Source organism: Parabacteroides goldsteinii, from assembly GCF_020091425.1.
Lineage (GTDB): Bacteria > Bacteroidota > Bacteroidia > Bacteroidales > Tannerellaceae > Parabacteroides > Parabacteroides goldsteinii.
The window spans coordinates 461,503-485,341 of record NZ_CP081906.1 but is presented as its reverse complement, the minus strand read 5'-3'; the positions used below and the strand labels follow the sequence as shown (position 1 = coordinate 485,341).

Below are 23,839 nucleotides of genomic sequence, written 5' to 3'. Positions count from 1 at the left end.
CTTTTTACAGTTAATCACGCAGGTTTATTTCTTACGAACAAACCCCTGAGTTATACGATCCAGTACAATGGCCAGAATCACAACGGCAATACCGCCTTCAAATCCGAGACCGATCTTCATCTGGGTAATACCTTTCAATACGATCTCCCCCAAACCTCCGGCGGAGATCATTGCAGCAATCACCACCATAGACAATGCCATCATAATCGTTTGATTCACTCCCGTCATAATCGTCGGCAACGCCAACGGCAGCTGTACTTTGAAAAGTAGCTGGCGGGAAGTCGCTCCGAATGAGCGTGTCGCCTCAACGATATCCTCCGGAACCTGCCGTATTCCTAAATCCGTCAAACGGACAACCGGCGGCATGGCAAATATCACCGTGGCAAAAGCACCCGGCACAGGTCCCAGCCCGAAGAACAAGACAGCCGGGATCAGGTAAACAAAAGCCGGCATTGTCTGCATCAGGTCCATAACCGGACGAATTATTTTGGCGGCAATGCGGTTTTGAGCCGTCCATATCCCAAGCGGGACACCCAGGATGAGAGCGATTACGGTAGACGATAAAACCAATGCTACGGTCTGCATCGTTTGTTCCCAGAATTCCATCCCGTAGATCAGGAAAAGTCCCAGCAACGTAAGCACAGCTGTCCCTTTACCGGCTTTATACCAGGCCAGTACCGTTAAGGCCGGAATCATAATGTAAAAAGGTATCCATAACAATCCATGCTGAAAGGTCTCGATGAAACCACCGATAATATTATTGATGACATCAAAAAAATGTGCCCAGTGCTCCGTCATCCAGTTGATGACGATTTCTATATATTTCCCGATATTAATCATAAATCTATTGCGTTTTGAATTATTTCTTCTATTTCTTTCTGATCTTTCCCGGTCATCTCAATGATGATAGCGGAAGGAGAGACAACACCCACCAACCGATTTTCCTCATTGACAACAGGTAAAGCCTGCCGTACTTTCGGAAGTAAAGGAAGCATATCTTCCACCGTAGTATTTTCAAGGACAGAAGGTACTTCTTTCTGTACGATAGAACTGACATCCTTGCTTCCCTCTTTCCGCAATTTCAATACATCTTTATATTGTATCTCGCCGATAAACTGATCGTCATTCCCGATAACAGGCAGTGCATACAATCGTCTTTCACGCATTTTACGAAAGATCGCTTCCGGACCGTCTCTTTTAATCCTTACAACGATCGGTTGTTTAAGCATTATCGATGAAGCTGTTACGATGCGTCCCCGATCCACACTTTCTGTAAAACGTGTTACGTAAGCATTCGCCGGATCAGTCAGTATCTCTTCCGGAGTACCGACCTGCACGACTTCGCCATCTTTCATGATGGCAATACGGTCGCCCAGCTTAATCGCCTCGTCCAGGTCATGCGTAATAAAAACAATCGTCCTCTTCATCTTCTCCTGCAAAAGAAGTAATTCATCCTGCATCTGTTCACGGATCAACGGATCCAATGCAGAAAAAGCCTCATCCATCAAAAGGACTTCCGGATTATTAGCCAGTGCACGGGCCAGGCCGACACGTTGCTGCATACCACCGGACAGTTCATCGACCCGCTGATTTTCGTAACCTTTCAGACCGACCAGTTCGATACTCTCCTGTGCTTTCTTCTCCCGCTCTTCTTTAGGAACACTTTGCAATTCCAGACCGAACGAAACATTACTTAATACCGTACGGTGAGGTAATAACCCGAAATGCTGAAAAACCATTGCCAGTTCTTTCCGGCGTATCTGTAATAATTCCTTATCAGACGAACGTGTTATGTCGATCCCGTTCACACGGATCTCTCCCATTGTCGGTTCATTCAGCCGGTTTATGCAACGCAACAAAGTAGACTTTCCACTACCGGACAATCCCATGATAACGAACATCTCCCCTTCTTCAATTTCCAGGTTTGCGTTACGGACTGCGACTGTACATCCGGTTTCTTTCAAAATCTCCTGTTTACTTTTACCTTTCAGTATCATCTTTTTCGCCCTGTTCTTCTCAGAACCGAAAAGGATAGATAAGTTTTTTATTTCTATCTTCGTCATATATCTAATTATTTTGATTTCATGCCCGGTGGTTATAGTCCGGATCTGCTTTTTCAGACAAGTACAATCTGGTACCCGGACGCACATAATGAATCAGGAATAACTTTTTGACAATAAACTTTATATGCTAATTTTTACACCCTGGTGGTAAACGGAATCAGTACCGTTACATTATTACAACAAGTAAACCTTGATTTAGTTCATTTAAGGCTAAAAACATCTCGTGTCGGACAAATATTACCGGACAATAAAACGGCTTTCGCCATTTCTCTAAAAAACTTCTAAAGTTCAGTGAAAATCAATAAGATGAATTACATCTGAAAAATATCATATATTTTTGTAAGAAGAAACTTCCGTCAAATGCCGCTCCGCAGAATACCGGAGAAAAAAAGTTTATAAACTGTAGCCTGGAAAAATCAAAGAAGCGTGGATACTGTCAATATATAGACATTGAGGCTCTCGACAGGCCCCCCAACAATATGTATAACAGTACCACGCTCTTATCTATATACACGAACAACTTTACAATTATCTCATTGTGTATAAACAGAAAAGAACATTTGCATTTACAGTACTATTACTTGTTGGGTGAAATTGTCGAGATTTCGATGTCAAATAATATTAAAAAACGCTTATGTCTAACTTATAAAATGCTCATGAAGCAACACCTTGCATTTCATGTGCGGAACAAAGATACACAGAAGATTTAAATAATCAATTTTTCATCTAAAAATATACATGTATGCAATAGAAATACATGTAACCATTGTTATTTGATCAGTAAGTATTTTGTTTTCGAGGGCCTCATAAATGTTTTTGAGGACGCCAAAAACAGATTACTACCGGTAAAAAGAATAGGATTACCTAAAACAACCGGTAAACTAATTCGGTAATTCGGAGAGAAACATGTACATTTGCATTTTAAAGTATAAAATTAAATCTGTATCACAATGAAGACGCAATTATGCCAAAAGCTTGTAGTTCTCTTTCTCATAAGTGTATTTGTCAGCGGTTGTAACATCGGGACAAAAAAGACGACGGATAACGATGTGACATTCGATTCGATCAGTGTGGACAAAACATATCACCTCCTGGAAAATCCGGAAAATCCGAATTGTAATCTTCAGATAAACTTCACCTATCCGGCAAAATACGACAATAAAGATATCCTGAAAAAGATACAACAGCAATTTGTGTATTCTTACTTCGGAGATGGTTACGAAAACTTATCCCCCGAAGAAGCGACTGCCAAATATACCGAAGATTACCTGAACAACTACAAAGATTTGGAAGACGAATATAAAGCAGAAGTAGCAAAAGCCGACGAAACTCCGGTCGGAGCATGGTTCTCCTATTTTGAAATGTCGTCCGATGATATAGCCTACAATAAAAATGACATCCTAAGTTACACTGTCAACTTTGAAAATTACACAGGTGGTGCTCATGGCGCCCATTCTTTTACGAATCATGTCATAGATATGAAAACAGGTAACCTGATCAAGGAAGACGACATCTTTATCGAAGGTTTTCAGGAAGACCTGGCACAAATCCTTATAGACCGGATTGCCAAACAAAATACCGTGGAAAATCCGAAAGAACTGGAGAATATAGGGTTCTTCAGTATCGACGAGATTTTCCCGAACGGCAATTTCCTGATTGACGACAATGGTATTACCTATACATTTAACGAATATGAGATAGCCGCTTATGTAGTCGGTGCAACGAATGTACATCTTCCTTACGAAGAAATACAATATCTGCTCAAAAAAGAAAGTCCGATTGCACATCTGGCATTTTAAACATAATCTATGGAACTGATAAAAACTTATTTTCCGGAGCTGAACGAAACGCAACTTGCACAATACGAAGCTCTGTACGATTTATATACTGACTGGAATTCAAAGATCAACGTGATATCACGCAAAGATATCGAGAATCTTTATCCTCATCATGTCCTTCATTCGCTGGGGTTAACAAAAATGATGAAGTTTAAGGATGGTTCATCTGTTATGGATATCGGTACCGGCGGAGGATTTCCCGGTATTCCGTTGGCTATATTCTTTCCGGAAGTACAATTCCATCTGGTTGACAGTATCGGAAAAAAGATCAAGGTCGGACAAGCCGTGGCGGAAGCTATCGGTTTGAAGAACGTAACATTCCGTCACTGCCGGGCAGAAGAGGAAAAACAGCTTTTCGATTTTGTTGTCAGCCGGGCAGTCATGCCATTGGGAGACCTGGTCAAAATATCCCGCAAAAATGTAAAGAAAGAACAGCAGAACGCATTGCCCAACGGATTGATATGTCTGAAAGGCGGTGAGTTGCAACACGAAATACAGGCTTTTCAGAAACAGGCAATCGTTGTTGAACTGGGCGATCACTTCAAAGAAGAATTTTTTCAAACTAAAAAAGTAGTATACGTACCGTTATGATTACAATAAAGGCTTTTGAATTCAATTATTTCCAGGAAAACACATTCGTGTTGTATGATGACACCAAAGAAGCTGTCATCATCGACTGCGGTTGTCTTCGCCCGTCGGAAGAAAAAGAGCTGAGCGATTTCATTACAGAGAATAAACTGACAGTGAAACATCTGCTTTGTACGCATTTACACCTGGACCATATTTTCGGGAATCCGTTTATATATAAAACGTATGGTTTATCCCCGCAGGCACACCGGCTCGACGTGGAACAACTCCCTGCACCCGACAAACAGGCGCAGGCATTCGGACTACCGGGACATTTCCAAGAAATCCCGGTACAGAAACAGCTGGTCGGCAATGAAGTGGTCAAATTCGGACATTCGGAATTATTGGTCCTGACAGTTCCCGGACATTCTCCCGGCAGCGTGGCTTTCTACAATAAAAAGAACGGTTTTGCCATTGTTGGAGACGCGTTGTTTGCAGGAAGCATCGGCCGTACGGACTTATGGGGTGGTAATCAGGAAGTACTGATCGCAGCCATCAACGACAAATTGCTGTCATTGCCGGATGAAACGGTTATTTATCCCGGACACGGACCGGAAACAAGAGTTATCGACGAAAAATTAAACAATCCTTATTTATAAACACATTAAATACTATGGACACAAATAAATTTGTAAACCGCCACGTCGGCATTGCAGAGGAAGATATCCCGGCTATGCTTGAAGCTATCGGTGTTAAATCGGTTGACGAACTGATTGACCAGACAATCCCGGCCAATATTCGTCTGAAAGAACCTCTGAATCTTCCGGAGCCAATGACTGAGCGGGAGTTTGCAGAACATATCGCCGAACTGGCATCCAAGAATGAAGTTTTTACGTCATACATCGGAATGGGGTGGTATGATACTATCTGTCCTGCTCCTATCCAGCGTAATGTCTTCGAAAATCCGGTTTGGTACACCTCATACACACCATATCAGGCTGAGGTATCGCAGGGACGCCTGGAAGCACTGTTGAACTTCCAGACTGTAATCAGTGAGCTGACCGCTCTACCGCTAACCAACTGTTCTTTGTTGGATGAAGCGACTGCTGCTGCCGAAGCTGCAACCATGTTCTACGGAAGCCGGAGCCGTGCACAGGCAAAAGCCGGAGCCAATACACTATTTGTTGATGAGAATGTATTTGAATCAACTTTAGCCGTAATCAAAACACGCATGATTCCACAAGGTATCAACGTGGTAATAGGAAATTATAAGACATTCATCTTTACACCGGATGTATTCGGAGCTATCGTACAATTCCCGAATGCGGATGGTTCGATTGAAGATTATAAAGAATTTATTGCAAAAGCGAACGCCAACGAAACCCGTGTAGCCGTAGCAGCCGACCTGATGAGTTTGGTATTGCTGACACCTCCGGGCGAATGGGGAGCCGACGTAGTGTTCGGCAGCAGCCAGCGCTTCGGTATTCCGATGTTCTACGGTGGTCCTTCTGCTGCTTATTTTGCAACAAAAGACGAATACAAACGTGCTATTCCGGGACGTATCATCGGTATCTCGAAAGATGCTTATGGACATCCGGCTTACCGCTTGGCTTTGCAGACACGCGAACAGCATATCAAACGTGAAAAAGCAACTTCAAATATCTGTACCGCACAGGCTTTACTGGCAACAATGGCCGGTTTCTATGCCGTATATCACGGAGCAGAAGGTCTGCGCAACATTGCCGGACGCATCCACGCTTCGGCCGGATTCCTGGCTGCCGAACTTGAAAAATTAGGTTACAGACAACTGAACAAGGATTACTTCGATACATTGAAGATCGAATTACCGGCTCATGTTTCTGTAAATGCACTGCGTGAAATCGCTTTGGAATGCAAGGTGAACCTTCGCTACTTCGAAGGCGGCCAGGTAGGCATCAGTATTGACGAAACAACACAGCCTACCGATATAGGCGTATTGTTGTATATCTTCGCCGGTGCTGCCGGAAAAGACTATATGCTGGAAGAAGCCATCCCGGAAAAAACTTATTTCGATCAGAAATTCGCCCGTACTTCCGACTTCCTTCAGGAAGATGTATTCAAAAAATATCATACGGAAACCGAGCTGATGCGTTATATCACCCGTCTGGGACGCAAAGACGTATCATTGGCACAGTCGATGATCTCCCTGGGATCATGTACGATGAAACTGAACGCTGCATCTGAAATGCTTCCGCTCAGCCGTGCTGAATTTATGAATATTCACCCGTACGCACCGGAAGAACAGGTAGAAGGCTATACGGAGTTGATTGAAAACCTGTGCTGCTACCTGGCAGAGATCACCGGATTCAAAGGTGTTACATTACAACCGAACTCAGGTGCCGCCGGCGAATATACCGGACTTCGTGTCATCCGCGCTTATCTCGAAAGCATCGGACAGGGACATCGAAATATCGTATTGCTTCCGGCATCGGCCCACGGAACTAATCCGGCCAGTGCTATCCAGTGCGGTTATACCACTGTTACTGTTAAATGCGACGAAAACGGTAATATCGACCTGGAAGACTTCCGCGCCAAGGCAGAAGCCAACAAAGACAACCTGGCTGCCAGCATGATCACTTATCCGTCTACCCACGGTATTTTTGAAGTAGACATCAAAGAAATGTGTGATATTGTTCATGCTTGTGGCGGACAGTTATATATGGACGGTGCCAATATGAACGCTCAGGTAGGATTGACCAATCCGGGAACTATCGGAGCTGATGTTTGTCACCTGAACCTGCACAAGACATTTGCTTCACCTCACGGTGGTGGTGGTCCGGGCGTTGGTCCGATCTGTGTTGCCGAACATCTGGTACCGTTCCTACCCTCTCATCCGGTAGCCTGGGGAAGCGATTTGAATACGGTTTCTGCTGCTCCCTATGGTAGTGCAGGTATCCTTCCGATCACTTATGCTTATATCCGCATGCTTGGTACGGAAGGACTGGAAACTGTTACTAAAACTGCCATCCTGAATGCAAACTATCTGGCTTCTAAATTTAAAGACACTTACGGAATCGTCTATACCGGAGCCACAGGACGGGTTGGCCACGAATTGATTCTGGAATGCCGCGGTGTAAAAGAACGTTCAGGCATCGACGAAGGTGATATCGCTAAACGTCTGATGGACTTCGGGTATCATGCACCTACGCTTTCATTCCCGGTACACGGAACTTTAATGGTTGAACCGACCGAAAGCGAAAGCAAAGCCGAACTCGACCGTTTTGCCGAAGTGATGGACTGCATCTGGAAAGAAATCAAGGAAGTGGAAGAAGGCAAAGCTTCTAAAGAAGATAACGTGCTCAAAAATGCTCCTCATCCGGAATATGAAGTAACCGCCGATGAATGGAAGCATGAATATCCTCGTAGTAAAGCAGCCTTCCCACTGGAATGGTTGCATGACAGTAAATTCTGGATCAATGTGGCCCGCGTAGATAATGCTTACGGCGACCGCAATCTGATCCCGACACTCTGTGCTTGTGAAATTTAATAACAACAAACTATCTGAATGAAAAAAGTATTTTTAGCTTTAGCAGCCGTTGCCCTTCTGGTAACGGCTTGCAACAAAGCACCGGAAGCAAAAATCAAAGTGTACGGCTGGCAAGGTGAAGGCGGTAATACAACCGAAGAGACCTTACAAGCCGATTTTAGTAAATGGAAATCGCATGGGCTAGATGGTATGTGCTACAACGCCGGACATGATTTGCAAAAAATCCAGCGTGCCGCTAAAGTGGCTCACGCAAACGGTATGGAATACCATGCTTGGATACCGGCCATGTTACAGGGAGGCATGGACTCCACCCTGTATGCTGTAAACCGCAAAGGCGAACCGGCTTACGAAGTACAAGCGTATGTTCCTTATTACAAATGCCTTTGCCCAAACCATGAAGGGACTGCCGAATTCCTGACCGATCTATACGGCAAAGTAGCCGATATTCCTGAAGTAGATTACGTTCATCTGGATTATATCCGTTATGTAGACGTTATCCTCGCCAAAGGTCTTTGGGAAAAATACGGTCTGGTTATGAACGAAGAATATCCGACTGCCGATTATTGCTATTGCGACAAATGTGTAGCCGATTTCAAGGCTGCAACCGGTATCGATATTAAATCTGTTGAAGATCCTTCCAAATGCAAAGAATGGGCTCAGTTCCGTTGCGACCTGATCACTAAGCTGGTAGATCGCATTGCAGATACAGTCCATGCTAAAGGTAAAAAGATCAGTGCAGCCGTATTCCCCGGTCCTGACTCACACGCCAAATGGATGGTTCGCCAGGAATGGAATAAATGGAATATCGACGCATTCTTCCCGATGAACTACAACGACTTCTACCTGGAAGACGCTGCCTGGGTAGGCGAGGTGACGAAGGAAGAAGTAAACTCTGTGAACGGAGAAAAAACCGTTTTCAGTGGTTTATTCATCTGCCACGATTGGCAAAACAAAGCTAACATCAAAGATCCGGAAGGACACGGTCTGATCCCTTCTGAAATAGAAGAAGCAGTACGCGGATCGATGGAAAGCGGTGCAGCCGGTGTTGCCCTGTTCACCCCCGGTAACATGACCGACGAACATTGGAAAGCTTTCGACAAAGCGATTCATCAAACTTACACTGTAAAGAAATAAAAGACTTACACAAGATGTAAATAAACGCAGGTATACGCAGCTCTAATTTTCTCATCTGCATATCCCTGCGTTTTTACATTTCATATTCTAATTCTAAAAACAAATAACTATCGCATGAACACAACGACAAAGAAAGAGAAAATCAAATTCAGTAAAGCGTTTTGGGTAGCCAATACCGTCGAACTATTTGAACGTGCCGCCTACTATGGCGTATTTATCGTAATAACACTCTACCTCAGCCGCATCCTCGGATTCAACGACATACAAGCGGCAACTATCGCCGGAACATTCTCCGCATTCCTCTACTTCCTCCCGACTTTTGCCGGTGCACTGGCCGATAAGATCGGATTCCGCAATTCCATGCTATTGGCCTTCTCTTTGCTGACCATCGGTTATGCCGGGTTGGGGCTTTATCCTACCTGGCTCCAGTCAGCCGGACTGGTTGAATACGGGACAACAACAACATTTACCGGATTGCTCGAAAGTAATCTCCGTTATGGAATTATCCCGATCATGATACTGATCGTTATCGGAGGATCATTCATCAAAAGTGTAATTTCCGGAACTGTAGCCAAAGAAACAACTCCCGAAACCCGTGCCAAAGGTTTCTCCATTTTCTATGCAATGGTAAATATAGGAGCCTTCTCCGGCAAAACTATTGTAAAACCGTTGCGCGAAGCATTAGGGAACGAGGGGTTGATCACTCTCAACTATTTTTCCGCTTCAATGACATTCCTGGCTCTTATTGCGATCTGGTTTTTCTATAAAAGCAGCCAACATTCCGGTGAAGGAAAAACTTTCGGACAAATATGGACGGCACTGATCAAAGTCTGTACAAACGGTCGCCTGATCATATTGATCTTTATTATTTCCGGTTTCTGGATGGTTCAGCACCAGCTGTATGCAACCATGCCTAAATATGTTTTACGTTTGGCTGGCGAAGGAGCTTCTCCTTCCTGGTATGCCAACGTGAATCCGCTGGTTGTAGTATTGACCGTAAACTTAGTTACCCAGTTAATGCGTAAGAAAACCGCACTTACCTCTATGACATTCGGTATGTTCATCATGCCGATCTCCGCTCTTTGCATGGCATCGGGAAATATGCTGGATGGCAACACAACTATCCTCGGTATGCATCCGGTAGCTTTCATGATGGTAGTCGGGATTGTCTTCCAGGGACTAGCGGAAACATTTATCTCCCCCCGTTTCCTTGAATATTTCTCATTGCAGGCCCCCAAAGGCGAAGAAGGATTATACCTCGGTTTCAGCCACCTTCACTCCTTCCTGTCATCTATACTCGGATTCGGCTTATCAGGCTTCCTGTTAAGCAAATACTGTCCGGAACCGACACTGTTCGCCACACATGAAGAGTGGGTAGCCGCCAGTGCACATGCCCATTATATATGGTATTATTTCGGGGCGATCGCGCTAGTTTCGGCCGTTGCTCTGATTATATATGGGCTGGTAGTAAAGAAACTGGATGCAACCCGCTGTTAAAAACCTAGTATAGAGCAAAAAAGAAGGAGATTTTCTCATTTTCAGAGAATAATTTCCTTCTTTTTTATTAGGTTATCTACTTTCTATTTATTTAGCAATTGCTGAATTGCTGTTTGAGATCCTTTCTGCTTTTTTGATATAGAGATTGTAGGAAAAAGTGCTTCTATTTCATATGATTGCAAAGTATCTCTCGGATCAAAACGATCTGAAGCCACATATTTTTCAACCGAAGTTATTAATTGCCTCGTCGCTAAACGGTTATCTATATCACTTTCCGGATCTACACAAAGAACGAACAGCTTACCCTTTCTAACCTTTGCCTCGAAAGCAATACCCAGTTTCTGATTTGTTTCATACGAATCTATACTTTGAATAATAGGAGTTATATTATTCAAAGCAGTCAAATCCATAGCCGTTGCATGATTCAGAATATCCCACCATTGCCAGTCGGCATATTCATTTGTCGGAAAATCTGTAAAAACCGGATGGTTGGCATTAATCAAAGTACCCACAATCATCGGATTTCAATTAAACATGATCGGGTTCCAAAAATGACTGGCAAAATGAGTTTTACGCCCTTCGCATTTTTCCGGAATCAGTAATACATTATTTCCATCTTCAAGCATCTTCAAAGTTTCTTCATTCCATTTACGTGTATAGACAAAATTCGTTTGTTTTTCCGTTTGTTGCGGATATACCCAAATATTCCATTCATTTTTTACTCCTCCCATTCCTGCTTTCAATGTTAGTTGACAAGCATGAGTTATTCCATCCAAATCAATATCAATCGTACCTAAAGAGTCAACCGTATAAGGCTGGATATTTTTATTGTCCAAAGTGCCTTTACTTATTATTTTCCCATCTTCATCTATCAGGCTCCAGTTTAGCTTTTCCTTTTTAAGAACATCTTTACCAAAATGATATATATCCATTTTTACTTTCAATTGTTCACCTGAAAGAAAAGTTCGTTTCTGTAAACGGGCCAGCAAAACAGTCGGTGCACATGACTCACGAAATTTCTCGGGAGAAACTAAACCTTTACTTTCCCAAAAAGCATCCAGGATTCCTACAAAAGCACTCCCTTGCCCCGGAAAATCAGCAAGGCCTAACAATTGAAAACCTCCCGAAGTACGGGTACGAAGTAAAGATTCATTCACTTCTTTATACTGTAATACGGTATGTGCACCTGTAGCTTTGAAGAAATCATTTGCCTGATGTAACATTCCATTTTTGGTTAACCTTTCTCTAAACACTTCAAAATTACGCGCTTCGAGTACACCCGTATATTTCCTGATCTCATCAAAATTGGGATACATACAACGCTGCCCGGTTTCATGTGCTATAACAGGTACATCAATGTCTGACTCTTTGTTGCGATCCCAATCGGTAGACGGAGTCCCTTCATAAACAGTGATCCATCCTTTGGAAGTAACATGTGACACATAGTATTGATCGGAAGCGGTATGAGTACGAGCCGTAGATGCAGAATAAAGACGACGGTTATCATAAGTCTGCGCATTCTTGACCAAATCTTCCAAAATAGCAAAATCACCTTCATTTTCATTACCATTACACATTAAAATAAAAGAAGGATGATTACCGTAGGCATCCAGAATAGCATACATCTCTTTTTCAAAGAAATCGCGCCTGGCAAGATATTTGCCAACATCCTTAATCCACATGGGTAGTTCGGCTTGCAGATACATTCCCAATTCATCTCCTGCTATAAATGCAGCTTCGGGAGGGCACCATGAATGAAAACGGACATGATTCATACCATATTCCTTAATTGTAGAGAATATACGTTTCCAATCATCCACATAGGTAGAAGGATAACCGGTCAGAGGAAACACTGCACAGTCGAGTACACCACGCAAATGGATATCATGGCCGTTCAAACGGACATGATGCTTACCTTGTTCTACATTCCGCATACCGAACGTAATCGTCCGGGTGTCCTGCTTTCCGTCTACAAGCAATGTTGTTTCAAATTCATACAAAAAAGGATTGAACTCATCCCATAATTTTATCTGTTTACCTAAGCTAATCGTTTGCTCAATGCCCTTTTGTGCAACGAGACTATCTATCCCAACCTTATGGGTTGCAACAAGTTTGCCTCCTTTTTCACGGACATGCAACTCTAATGATCCTTTTTGAAATGTAGTTAAAGAAGATAACTCGACTTTCGCTAAAACAGACTTATTCTCTATATCAGGATACACATTTACACGGCGAATATGAACCTTTTCTTTGGCCTGTATAGATATATCACCTACTATTCCATTCCAATTAGTTTGTGTGTATTCGGTAGTTCCGTGGTTCCATTGATCCATTGGATATTTCAAACGATTGTCTACACAAAGGGTCAGGGTATGCACTCCCGGTGTTAAATATTTTGTTAAGTGGAAAATATTGGGTGTACTCAAACGTTCATCCATACCAACCAACTGCTCATCTACAAAAACTGTCGTCTCCCAATGACAACGTTCCAGATTCAAGACTATATCTTTATTCTTCCATTCTTCAGGAATAACAACTTCACGTTGGTACCAGGCAGCTCCCTGATACTCGAATTTACGACTGAGACGGTCCACATAACGAGCATTATTTTTAATACCTTTCCCTCCCTGATCCGTAGATCCGGGTAATACAATAGTCTCTACTAATTTATCCAGATAGAGTTCCGATCCGGGGGTTTTACCAAATCCCATAGGATCCAATTGAAAACGCCACATACCGGACAAATCAATCTTTAGCGAATCTGTTTTCGCCTGCATCAAATATGCCACAAAGCATAACAACAATAATACTACAGTTTTTCTCATCTTGTTTTTAATTATCACGCAACAAAGAAATATCAAATCCTCTCAATAAAAAATAGACTATATTTAACCGAGATGGACTATCTTAAGAAATCAGGTATAGATTTAAGCTAAATCGAAGCTAAAATCCATACCTGATACTTAACCTTAACACTCTAAAAAACTTTACCTATTATCTATTTTCCATACACATAAATCTCGGCAACACTTGTAGACGGTTCATTATTACTATCCGGAAGTAACAATTTCAAATAACGTCCCTGTTCTGCCGATTCAGGTATTGATATAGAAAGACTATCACCATCAACAAACACTGCATTTCCTATTTTTTTCCATCCATCGACATTTCCGTTCGATTGATCAGAAACATATAATTCCACGCTCTTCGTATCCGTATTACCGGCTCTGCGATAGATTTCGATCCTTGAGATTTTTTTCTGAGATTGCATATCGATTACTGCCCAGTGCGGCAGAGGCGCACTTTCTGTTTCCCATTCAGAATGCCAGAAAGTACTCAAATCTCCATCCAGCAAAGCGACTCTTCCTCCATGATCTGCTGATTCATCTGATGCAGCCAAAACAGTCCATGAACTACTGTCATATTTATAATCTTCTGGAATAACGGTTTCAAATGTTTTCCATGCAGTTGCAAACGTATCGATAGCTACCGTTTCCGGAATAAACAAAGACCTGTATTCAATCGAAGAACCGGGTTTCACCTCCGGAAGTTCTACAACATCCTTTGTTGAAGAAGTTTCAACTATCGACTGCGAACCATCATTCTTCGTATACCGTATTTCACTACAAACAAGGTCACCCGGAGCAAAATACCAGGAAACTACACCTCCTTTATCCGATAATGATACCGTTTTAATGCGGCGGTCGCTTAACCTTGATTGATAGATTTCGCCATACGATGTTCCAAAATCCGTCAGATATAATGATTTATGTCCGAAATTATCTGTAGTACGAACATCAAACGTATAAGATTTTTCTTCCATATTATCCAATATAACAGAAATACTATCATAACCAGTCTTCAATTCAACAGGAACGATCAGCGAATCTAGTCCATCATTCCAATATATATCAATAGACCGAACATTCGGAGCATTGTATGTGCGGCAGTTAAACAGAATCCGACCTTTACCGGCAATAAAGTTTATTGTATCAGGTTTGGGAGCATAAATAATCTCTCCACCCTCAATATATTCTTTGTGGACATCCATAAAGTCATCGCAAGAAGTGAAAGACAAAACAGATGCAACAAAAACAGCTAAACAATATATTCTTTTCATAATCTTTTCTTATTTATTGAATCAATCATTCCTCTACACTTCCATAAAAACTTATTTCTGCAAAACTCGTATATGAGGGCCCTAACCAACCAGATTTAATAAGTATACGTACATACCTCATGGTAGGTTGTGACAAATCAAATGAGCATTCATGTCCGTTCCTTGCTGCTTCCATATCTAAATCCGTTACAGTATTACCAGGAGAACCGGAAGGCTTTACAATCTCAAAATCTCTGATTTTCGTCCACTCACTCCAATCTCCACTTTGACTGGGTATATGGTCGCATGTATAAATTTCCATTTCCTTCACATTTCCCTGATTATAATATGTATCACCAAAAAAACGCTGATGTATGACAAATCGGCTAAGTTTAGCTGAACACCCCAGATCAAATGTCACCGCAGCTGGTATAGTGTTATTCGCGGTATGACCAAATGTTAAAACGTCATCATCTATTAAATTAGCATCTAAACACCCCCATTCTGCAAAAGAGGCATCATTATCCAAGCGCATTACACGCATCTTCTTCTTATCCAATTTCTCTTCGAACAAAGGGATAACTTCTGCAGAAAGTGTATCTGAATAATTATTAAAATTATCGCTTATTATCATTGAGAATTTAGATAATTCCGGAGCATATCCACGAACACTATACGCATTTTTTTCAATATCGCTTGTTAAAATATTCAATGTCGACATTTGACCTACAGAGTCAGGCCCGAGAAGTTCAACATTGAGAGGCACTTTGTCTGAATTCCTCCAACTAAAACCTGCGCCACCAAAATCAGCTTTAATTGTTGCAGTTTTTATCGCTTTGCTTAACGGAGATTCTTTGGGGTAAAACTTTACTTCCACCGGATCAGACAGTTCCTGTGCACGATTTACGGCATAAAGCGTTGCAGTATGCTCCAATGTATCATTATACCCTTGAATTAACAGTTTGTTTTCATAATATGATACCATTACTTCATTTTCTCTATCACCAGATAAAGTATATACACATTTTACGGCCAATAGATCTTCCGAATTGGGGATCTTATAAGAGATTGTAGCACCTCCGGCTAAAGGTTCTACTGTAACATCCGTAACAATTCCCGGCTTACCTAAACTACCACTAATGGGAGACAGTTCTTTCTCCGAACAAGAAGAAAAAGCCAACAGTAATAGGATAAAACTTAAATATTTTGTTTTCATATACTCATACAATTATATAAATTAATGATTACCACCCCGGATTCTGAATCAATTGCGGATTCTTTACAATATCCGATTCTGGTATAGGAGCTAAATAGTTTTTAAAAGAGAATGACTGTTCATAAACAGGAGTCACCGTATAATAATTTTCAGCATCAGAAGCATTTATATTCCATCCTTGAATCAAACGATTTTGTTCCTGTAATGCTGTTTTCCAACGACGACTATCCCAATAATAGCTTCCTTCACAGGCTAATTCAATCTTACGCTCACGCTGAATAATTTCACGCATACCTTCTTTTGTTGTCGGTTTTTCCGGATGATTGGAATATTTACGCCAACTTTGTAATACGCCTTCCAATCCGGCACGCTCACGCACCATATCTATATATTTATACACCTCCGCATCGGGAACGTCCTTCGACTCATTCAAGGCCTCGGCACACATCAGCAACAAATCGGCAAAACGCATATCCGGGAAAGGATATGATTCCCATGTCAAACTATTCGGATCCCTATAAGCTGAATTAATAGAAACCAACTTTTTAGGCCAATAACCGGTTGTATTATAATATCCCGGATCTCCTGCAGAAGAATATTCACCGAAACGATTTTTAGGATATAAACATTCTGCATCATCATCCGGTGTATTCTTGTAAGAGTTTCCATACCATTTACCCCGGTCAAAACCTAAGGTTGAATAATAGCGAGGTTCACGGTCAAAATTCAAAACAGCTGTTTGTTCTCCCTTCTGAATATAATAGCGATGCTCTTCATCCCCCGTACGCAAACTATAACGATTCGTATAATCATACGTCACGTCTTCTTCAATAGGTACTCCATTATTTGAATAAAACAATTCGACTGTCGATAAAGGAACACTCATTCTTTGGGCAGTATTCAATGATAGAGCTGATTCAAAAAAGGTAAAACATTCTGATTGGAAAGATTGACCAGCAGGATAAGACGTATTGCTCCAGATAAGTTCGGCATTCCATCTGTGGCTAATAACGCCTCTCAATGTCTGGACCAGCAAAGTCTGATCTGACAATTTCTTTGCAGATATGTAATCAGATGGTTGATACAAACGAACACCCCCAGCCTCACATATTTCTACGGCTTTCTTGCAAGCCTCCGCAGCAACTGTCCAGCGTGAGGCATCATAAACCTGATTGAAAAAAGGTTCTCCGTTATGATCCAGAAAACTGTTATAATCCGTATTTCCGTTAAACAAAGGACTTGCCCAATACAAAAGCATCTTTGCTTTCATCATATAGGCAACAGGCTGTGTAAAACGTCCCAACTCCGTTGTCGGATTAGAAAGGATCAATGGTAACGCTTCACTTTCTATCACTTCGTCCATCAGATCAATAACATACTGAAAACAATCATCCACCTTTTCGCGATAAACACGTACTCCTTGAGTGGATTCATTTACAGCCGGACTTTCACGTAATGGACAAATAGGTCCATAATAAGACAGCAGATAGAAATGAAAATAGGCTTTAAGCATTTTGACTTCGGCAACCATCCGTTTTTTCTCATATTCATCCAAATCTTTAACATCACCTATTCCTGCCATGAATGTATTGCAATCACGAATACCGGCATACAGCGAATAATCGCTAGCCCAATAATTCATTAGCGCACTGGTCGGACTATCTTGCCCCAGTCCCATTTTCATACCGTTAGGAGTAGTTTCTGTATTAAAAACCATTTCCATAGCACCATGAATACCCGGGTTCTCATTCCAATTGGCAGTCTTCGGCATTCTCCAATAACAAGAAGCCAGATATTTTTCTACAGTGTAGCGATCAGCAAAAGCATGCTCTTCGGTAGCCACATTGTCAGGAACCACATCCAGAAAATCACAGGATGTTGCAGCCAATGCAGTACAAACACATACGATATATTTATAAATTGATTTCATATTGTACTATTTTTCTTGTTTTAGAATCCTAAATTAATACCTACATTAATGACGCGTTGTATCGGATATCCCAAACCGTTTCCTGCCATTTCCGGATCCCACAGTTTGAATTTACTCCAGCATAATAAGTTTGTTCCACTTACGTACACACGTAAGTTTTGTACCTTGACTTTCTTTGTTAACACCTGTGGTACGGTATAACCTACTTCTACAGATTTCAAACGAAGGAATGTCGCATCCTGCATAAACCACGTACTCTTTTGATTGTTGTTTTCAACAGACTGATTCGACAATCTGGGCCAGAATGCATACGGATTACGGTTGTTCTCCGACCAATAACTATCGGCAATTACTTGCAAAACCTGGTTTTCACCTTTCAAACCATCGTCATCACTTTGACCGGAATTAGCGTCCATAAACGGAGTGATTTTCTTTTGGTCAAGCCAGAAAGACTGACGGGCTGATCCTTGAAAAAAGAAAGAGGCATCCAGTCCTTTATAGCCGACAGAAAGTCCAAAGCCATAATTGATCTCCGGTGTCGTAGGATAACCGATGGGAACCTTATCCAACTCTGAAATTTTACCATCTCCATTCACATCACGATATTTGATATCTCCCGCCATATAGTTACCGAACTGTGTCGGAGAGTTTTTTACTTCCTCATCGTCAATAAACAATCGTTCTGCAATATATCCCCATTCCTGTCCTAAAGACTTTCCGATCTTTGACAACCAGGGAGTAGAGCTATAATCCGGTTCTTCCCACTCTACCGCTTCACTCGTGGCATAGGTAAAAGTACCGCGTCCTGTCATCCACCAGTCTTTGTTGAAACTCTTCTCATAATTCAATTCCATATCGACACCATGCCCTTTTGCCTTTCCCAGGTTTGCCTTTACAGCCGGAAGGATACCCATTGTAGCAGGAATCACACGATCCAACAATATATTTTCACGACGTTCCGTAAAATACTCCACATTAGCAGATAAACCGAAAGTTGTCGTAGCCTCTAATCCGACATTCATTTTATAAGAAGTCTCCCAACCGATCTGATCATTGGCATAACGATTGAAGCTAATAGCACCGGGATTATAATTCATCTGTGTACCCCAGTTAACTTTACGGTCTGCATTCATATTTACATCTGACAAGTAATAAAAACGATCATTCCCACTTCCTATCTGATCCTGACCGGACATACCATAAGAACCCTTAAATTTAAATTGAGAAAATACATCCTTTAACGGTTCAAAAAACGCTTCATTAGAGACCATCCATCCCAATGCCCCTGATGGGAAAAAGCCCCAACGGTTATTTTCTGAGAATCGTTCGGAACCATTATAACCAAAAGTAAACTCTCCGAAATAACGGGAATCGAAGTTATAAGCCAAACGACCGGCTAAACCTATATTTCTATAAGGTAATGACAATTGAAGATTATCCGCAATACCGGATTTCTGATTGCGCATCGTATAAACCAACAGAGCATTCACATTATGTTTATCATTAAATAAACGGGTATATTCTGCTTTTCCTTCCAAATAGATACTACTGTTTATATAGCGCTGCCCTGGTTCGTAATTAATCCATTCCGTACCATCGTTAGGATTTAAACGATTCAACTTATAAGAATTTGCCTGCAAATCATAAGATCCTATGCTATAATAAAATGGTTTATATGCACGATTTACAGAATATTCTGAATAACGATCCATATTGACAAGCACACTAGCCGTCAAACCCTCTGTTATCATTTTCAAATCCTGATTCAACACAAATTGTGTCAGCATCGTATTCTTACTGTACTCATTATAACCTCTTAAAGCCTGCGCATAAGGATTAACATAGTTAGCACTTCCATAATTACCAAATAAAATATGATTAGCATGGGCATATTTTTCATCCGGTTCATAATATGGTTTAAACAAAACAGGATTAGCCTGCATCACATGAGTATACATACCACTACCACCGCCAATAGGCCCTGAATAATCATCAAACGCAGCACTCATTCGCAAAACCAGTTCTGTCGTTTTAGTCAAGTTCACATTCACATTTGAGCGAATTGTATATTTCATCAAATTGATATTCGAGTTAAAATTATTACGTTTATCAACCTTCACATTTCCATTATCCCGTGTCATATTGGCCGCCACATAATAACGAGCAACCGTACCGCCACCACTCACACTGATATTTGCACGCTGATTCATAGTCAAATCTTTGAACATGGTGCTATACCAGTCTGTCGAAGGGAAAATATCCGGATATAACCCACGTTCAGTCATGGTTATCTTTTCCTGAGAATATAAAGCTAACCCCAACGGATCACGTGTTTTAATTGCCTCATTCTGCATCCGCATGTAGGTAACCGGATCCGCTTGATCGACCCGGCTAGTTGGAGTAGAAAATGAATTTTCAATACGGACATTCACTGCGACCTTACCTTCACGTCCTTCTTTTGTTGTTACGGAGATAACACCATTTGCACCACGCGCACCATACAATGCTGTAGCCGTTGCATCTTTCATGATTGTAAAGCTGGCGATGTCATCGGTGTTCAAACGAGCCAGGTCATCGGTACTCAATTCGATTCCGTCAATCAGAATCAAAGGATCTTTTTTCGCATCTGCTCCAAAAGTCGTGATACCGCGAATAAAGAAGTTGGCATTATCCTGCCCTGGTTCACCACTTGTCTGATAAGAAATCAAACCTGCTACACGACCGGCAAAGGCTGTGGTCAAGTTACTACTCGGAATTTTCAGTTCTGCCGGTTTTACCGTTGTGATGGCAGAAACCACGCTTTCTTTTTTCTGCTTGGCAAAAGCAACTACCGTTACTTCTTCCAACTCATCTGCTTTCGGCTCCATCACGATATTCAGGAACCCCTCTCCCTTATAAGTCAATTCTTTCGTTTCCATACCAATGAAGGAAACAACCAGTACCGCATTGGTATTAACTCCATCGAACTCGAAATTTCCATCTACGTCAGCAATCACACCTTTCGTACTTCCTTTGATTTGCACAGTAGCACCAGGTAGCGGATCACCACCGGTGTCAGAAATCTTACCTTTTACTTTTTTCGAGTTCTGTGAAACAAGGCCGACTAACGGTTCGATCCTGTTTCTTTCCTCATCATAGCGACTGATTTGAATGTCTCTCTTCTCTGTTGCAGGTATATTTCCGGCAGCAAATACCGGAATTGTACAAACAAATGGCAGGGAGACAAAAAGTCCTAAGAGTACTTTTTGCTTCATAATGTATAATTTTTAGGATAAATATAAATTAGGTTATCTTCTCTTTCTCTAAGTCTTACTTCCGTGAAGAGACAGTACTATCTCCTGTATGGAGGCAATACTGTCTCCGGCATGGCGATAACGGTATCTCCAGATAAAAGACAGTAAAATATTCTATTGCGATAAAATTATTCAATTTCCGGACGGTCGCTTCCTCCTCCCGTTCCTACATGTACCGGAATCGAGACAGAACGAGGGGTTTTCAAGGTTATTCCTGTACCTTTTGTATATTGTGTGGTTACGGTCAGTTCATATTCGCCGTCGGTCAGTTCAGTAGGGACTAAAAAGATCAGCTCCGAAGGGTTATTAGTAGCAAACATATCCTCAGTCACTTTTGTCACAGTATCGTTCTCCTTATTACGAATAACGATACCCACAGAAGCATCATCACCTACAACCTTCAAATATGCACCGCGAATCACAAAATTCCGTCCGGGAGTCATACTACCATCTTTCAATTTGGTTTTCTTGTCTTCTGTTTCCAGGATATACATGACATCATTTTTCTCACCTTGTATAACCACCTGGGTTTTGGCAATTTCTTCCCGCAATACTTTATCCTGATTGAAGGATACATAAATACTGTTCTTTTCAGGATTCCAACGTCCTCCTTCTATCAGACCGGTAAAACGCGGAACCGCATAAAACAATCCAGTATTCACATTGTAACCATTCATCAGAAAACGGGCTATGATACGTTCGTAAAGGCTAACAACGTGTACCAGTGTTTCTTGTCTTAAACCGGTATCCTCTTCCCGCATTTCTTTGTACACCTGTTCAAGACCAACATTTCCGGCAGCATCAAGAATCAGAATCTTGTCATTGGGATCTTTCGTCACACTATTGGGTACGATCCATCCTTTTAATTTGTTTTGCATAATAGCTCAAATTGTGAAAGACTAATCTTTCTGGTTTGTATTAAATATTGTAAATCCTACAACCTAAAAAAGCAATAGTCTTAGCAGAACTATGGTATCCATCTACATATTCTGGAAGTTTATTCAATAGAAGTCGTATATTATGACAATAAAACTCAGATTGGATATCTCAACTCATTCTTTGAAAATAAACACATCAAACAACTGAATAAACATTACAATCTCAAATTAAATATTTTGAAATACAGATTTTGAAAGTTTATATTTATTTGTACTTTATCAGCTGTTTCGAAAGATAATCCATTATCAAAGAATGAAAGTCTATTTTCTATTCTTAGAAAGCTCTGTATTTTTGCATTGTTAATTAAATAACCTAAAACAATACCATAGTTCTGCTAAGACTACAGTAACTCAGATGAAAAAATACGGTTATATAATCTTCCATACAGATATGATAATTTCGGGAGAAATTATCTAAATATTAAAAACTGAAACTTTAGTACACATCAAAAAAATCAACTAAACATCAAGTTATTTCATCATATATTATATATGTAACCAGCTTTTAATTATTTGCACAATCTTTCGATTAGATGTACAATCTTTCGATTTGCCATACCTCAGCATTCTTTAAACTTACATTTTAAATATTTGTAAAAATCGGATATTACATAACTATTGAACTTTTCCCTTAAAATAGCGAATGAACAGCTTATGTCAAAAACAACAAAGGTGCAGTCTGGGTGCTCAAAAAACCCTAAAGTGTGCAGATTTCAGGTTAAAGTTCTTTGAGATAAAGAATGTTTGACTACTTTTGCAATCGGTAATTTTTTTACTAATTACCAATTAATTTTCAGACAATAGAAATCTAATATTCCTATTAATATGAGTTTAAGAATTATTGTTTTAGCGAAACAGGTTCCGGACACACGCAACGTGGGAAAGGATGCGATGAAAGAAGACGGAACGGTAAACCGTGCCGCCCTTCCCGCCATCTTTAACCCGGAAGACCTGAACGCATTGGAGCAGGCACTGCGCCTGAAAGATGCCTACCCCGGATCGACTGTTACATTACTGACTATGGGACCGGGACGTGCCGCCGAAATCATCCGTGAAGGTTTATACCGCGGAGCAGACGGCGGCTTTTTGTTAACCGACCGTGCCTTTGCAGGAGCCGATACACTGGCAACATCATACGCCCTGGCTACGGCTATCAAAAAAATTAACGAGTACGATATTATCATCGGTGGCCGTCAGGCTATCGACGGAGATACTGCACAGGTAGGTCCCCAGGTAGCTGAAAAGCTGGGATTGACACAAATCACCTATGCTGAAGAAATCCTGAACGTGGATGAAGCAGCACGCCGTATCACCGTAAAACGTCATATCGACGGAGGCGTGGAAACCGTAGAAGGCCCGCTGCCTATCGTAATCACAGTAAACGGCTCGGCAGCTCCCTGTCGTCCGCGTAACGCCAAACTGGTACAGAAATACAAACGTGCCATGGGAGCACAGGAAAAAGCGGCTCAACCGACAGCCTGCCACCCCAATGGCCCGCAAGCTATTCAGTATCCTGAACTATACGAAAAACGCCCGTATCTGAACATCCCCGAATGGAGTGTGGCTGATGTGAACGGCGACCTGCCTCAATGCGGATTATCCGGCTCACCTACAAAGGTAAAGACTATACAGAATATCGTGTTCCAGGCTAAGGAAAGTAAAACGCTGACCGGCTCGGACAAAGATATAGAAGATATGATTGTTGAACTGTTAGCTAACCATACCATCGGATAAGATT

The 23,839-nt window shown here is 41.5% G+C and carries 14 protein-coding genes and 1 pseudogene; 7 read left to right on the top strand and 8 right to left on the bottom strand.

Annotation, left to right across the window (positions count from 1 at the left end; translation table 11 throughout):
* Nucleotides 1-24 precede the first annotated feature (24 nt).
* Nucleotides 25-840, bottom strand: a complete 816-nt coding sequence (locus K6V26_RS02875; protein ID WP_224264556.1) for an ABC transporter permease — start codon at nucleotides 838-840, stop codon at nucleotides 25-27.
* Entirely contained in the window at nucleotides 837-2,063 is a 1,227-nt protein-coding gene (locus tag K6V26_RS02870; protein WP_224264555.1) for a quaternary amine ABC transporter ATP-binding protein, read from the bottom strand. Before K6V26_RS02870 ends, K6V26_RS02875 begins: the two co-directional genes overlap by 4 nt.
* 950 nt (nucleotides 2,064-3,013) lie before the next feature.
* Between K6V26_RS02870 and K6V26_RS02865 the strand changes: the two genes are divergently transcribed.
* From K6V26_RS02865 to K6V26_RS02840, 6 genes are all read left to right on the top strand, one after another.
* Complete coding sequence (locus K6V26_RS02865) at nucleotides 3,014-3,862, top strand: DUF3298 and DUF4163 domain-containing protein (protein WP_010800224.1); 849 nt, start codon at nucleotides 3,014-3,016, stop codon at nucleotides 3,860-3,862.
* Nucleotides 3,863-3,871: 9 nt separating this feature from the next.
* Nucleotides 3,872-4,492, top strand: a complete 621-nt coding sequence (gene rsmG / locus K6V26_RS02860; RefSeq protein ID WP_007659413.1) for a 16S rRNA (guanine(527)-N(7))-methyltransferase RsmG — start codon at nucleotides 3,872-3,874, stop codon at nucleotides 4,490-4,492.
* Nucleotides 4,489-5,127, top strand: a complete 639-nt coding sequence (locus tag K6V26_RS02855) for an MBL fold metallo-hydrolase (protein WP_007659412.1) — start codon at nucleotides 4,489-4,491, stop codon at nucleotides 5,125-5,127. Before rsmG ends, K6V26_RS02855 begins: the two co-directional genes overlap by 4 nt.
* Nucleotides 5,128-5,141: 14 nt before the next feature.
* Nucleotides 5,142-7,994, top strand: a complete 2,853-nt coding sequence (gcvP, locus tag K6V26_RS02850) for an aminomethyl-transferring glycine dehydrogenase (RefSeq protein ID WP_224264554.1) — start codon at nucleotides 5,142-5,144, stop codon at nucleotides 7,992-7,994.
* Between the two features lie 18 nt (nucleotides 7,995-8,012).
* Nucleotides 8,013-9,128: a glycoside hydrolase family 10 protein gene (locus tag K6V26_RS02845; protein ID WP_224264553.1), complete on the top strand. Its 1,116-nt coding sequence runs from the start codon at nucleotides 8,013-8,015 to the stop codon at nucleotides 9,126-9,128.
* 114 nt (nucleotides 9,129-9,242) lie between these two features.
* The gene (locus K6V26_RS02840; protein WP_224264552.1) at nucleotides 9,243-10,625 is read left to right on the top strand and encodes an MFS transporter; all 1,383 of its coding nucleotides are present in this window, start codon (nucleotides 9,243-9,245) and stop codon (nucleotides 10,623-10,625) included.
* Between the two features lie 83 nt (nucleotides 10,626-10,708).
* Here the strand turns inward: K6V26_RS02840 and K6V26_RS02835 are convergent.
* From K6V26_RS02835 to K6V26_RS02810, 6 genes and pseudogenes are all read right to left on the bottom strand, one after another.
* Nucleotides 10,709-13,402: pseudogene (locus K6V26_RS02835) on the bottom strand (sugar-binding domain-containing protein).
* A 221-nt stretch (nucleotides 13,403-13,623) separates the two neighbouring features.
* On the bottom strand, nucleotides 13,624-14,745 hold the full coding sequence (locus K6V26_RS02830) for a DUF4998 domain-containing protein (RefSeq protein ID WP_224264551.1): 1,122 nt from the start codon (nucleotides 14,743-14,745) through the stop codon (nucleotides 13,624-13,626).
* Between the two features lie 25 nt (nucleotides 14,746-14,770).
* The gene (locus K6V26_RS02825) at nucleotides 14,771-15,940 is read right to left on the bottom strand and encodes a DUF5000 domain-containing lipoprotein (RefSeq protein ID WP_224264550.1); all 1,170 of its coding nucleotides are present in this window, start codon (nucleotides 15,938-15,940) and stop codon (nucleotides 14,771-14,773) included.
* A 28-nt stretch (nucleotides 15,941-15,968) separates the two neighbouring features.
* A complete protein-coding gene (locus tag K6V26_RS02820) occupies nucleotides 15,969-17,870 on the bottom strand; it encodes a RagB/SusD family nutrient uptake outer membrane protein (protein WP_224264549.1) in 1,902 nt (633 codons plus the stop codon).
* A 20-nt stretch (nucleotides 17,871-17,890) separates the two neighbouring features.
* Nucleotides 17,891-21,124, bottom strand: coding sequence for a SusC/RagA family TonB-linked outer membrane protein (locus tag K6V26_RS02815; RefSeq protein WP_224264548.1), 3,234 nt, complete (start codon nucleotides 21,122-21,124; stop codon nucleotides 17,891-17,893).
* Between the two features lie 167 nt (nucleotides 21,125-21,291).
* Nucleotides 21,292-22,041: a DNA-binding domain-containing protein gene (locus K6V26_RS02810; protein ID WP_122328482.1), complete on the bottom strand. Its 750-nt coding sequence runs from the start codon at nucleotides 22,039-22,041 to the stop codon at nucleotides 21,292-21,294.
* An 885-nt stretch (nucleotides 22,042-22,926) separates the two neighbouring features.
* Here K6V26_RS02810 and K6V26_RS02805 point away from each other — a divergent pair.
* The gene (locus K6V26_RS02805; RefSeq protein ID WP_186962000.1) at nucleotides 22,927-23,835 is read left to right on the top strand and encodes an electron transfer flavoprotein subunit beta/FixA family protein; all 909 of its coding nucleotides are present in this window, start codon (nucleotides 22,927-22,929) and stop codon (nucleotides 23,833-23,835) included.
* Nucleotides 23,836-23,839: the final 4 nt, after the last annotated feature.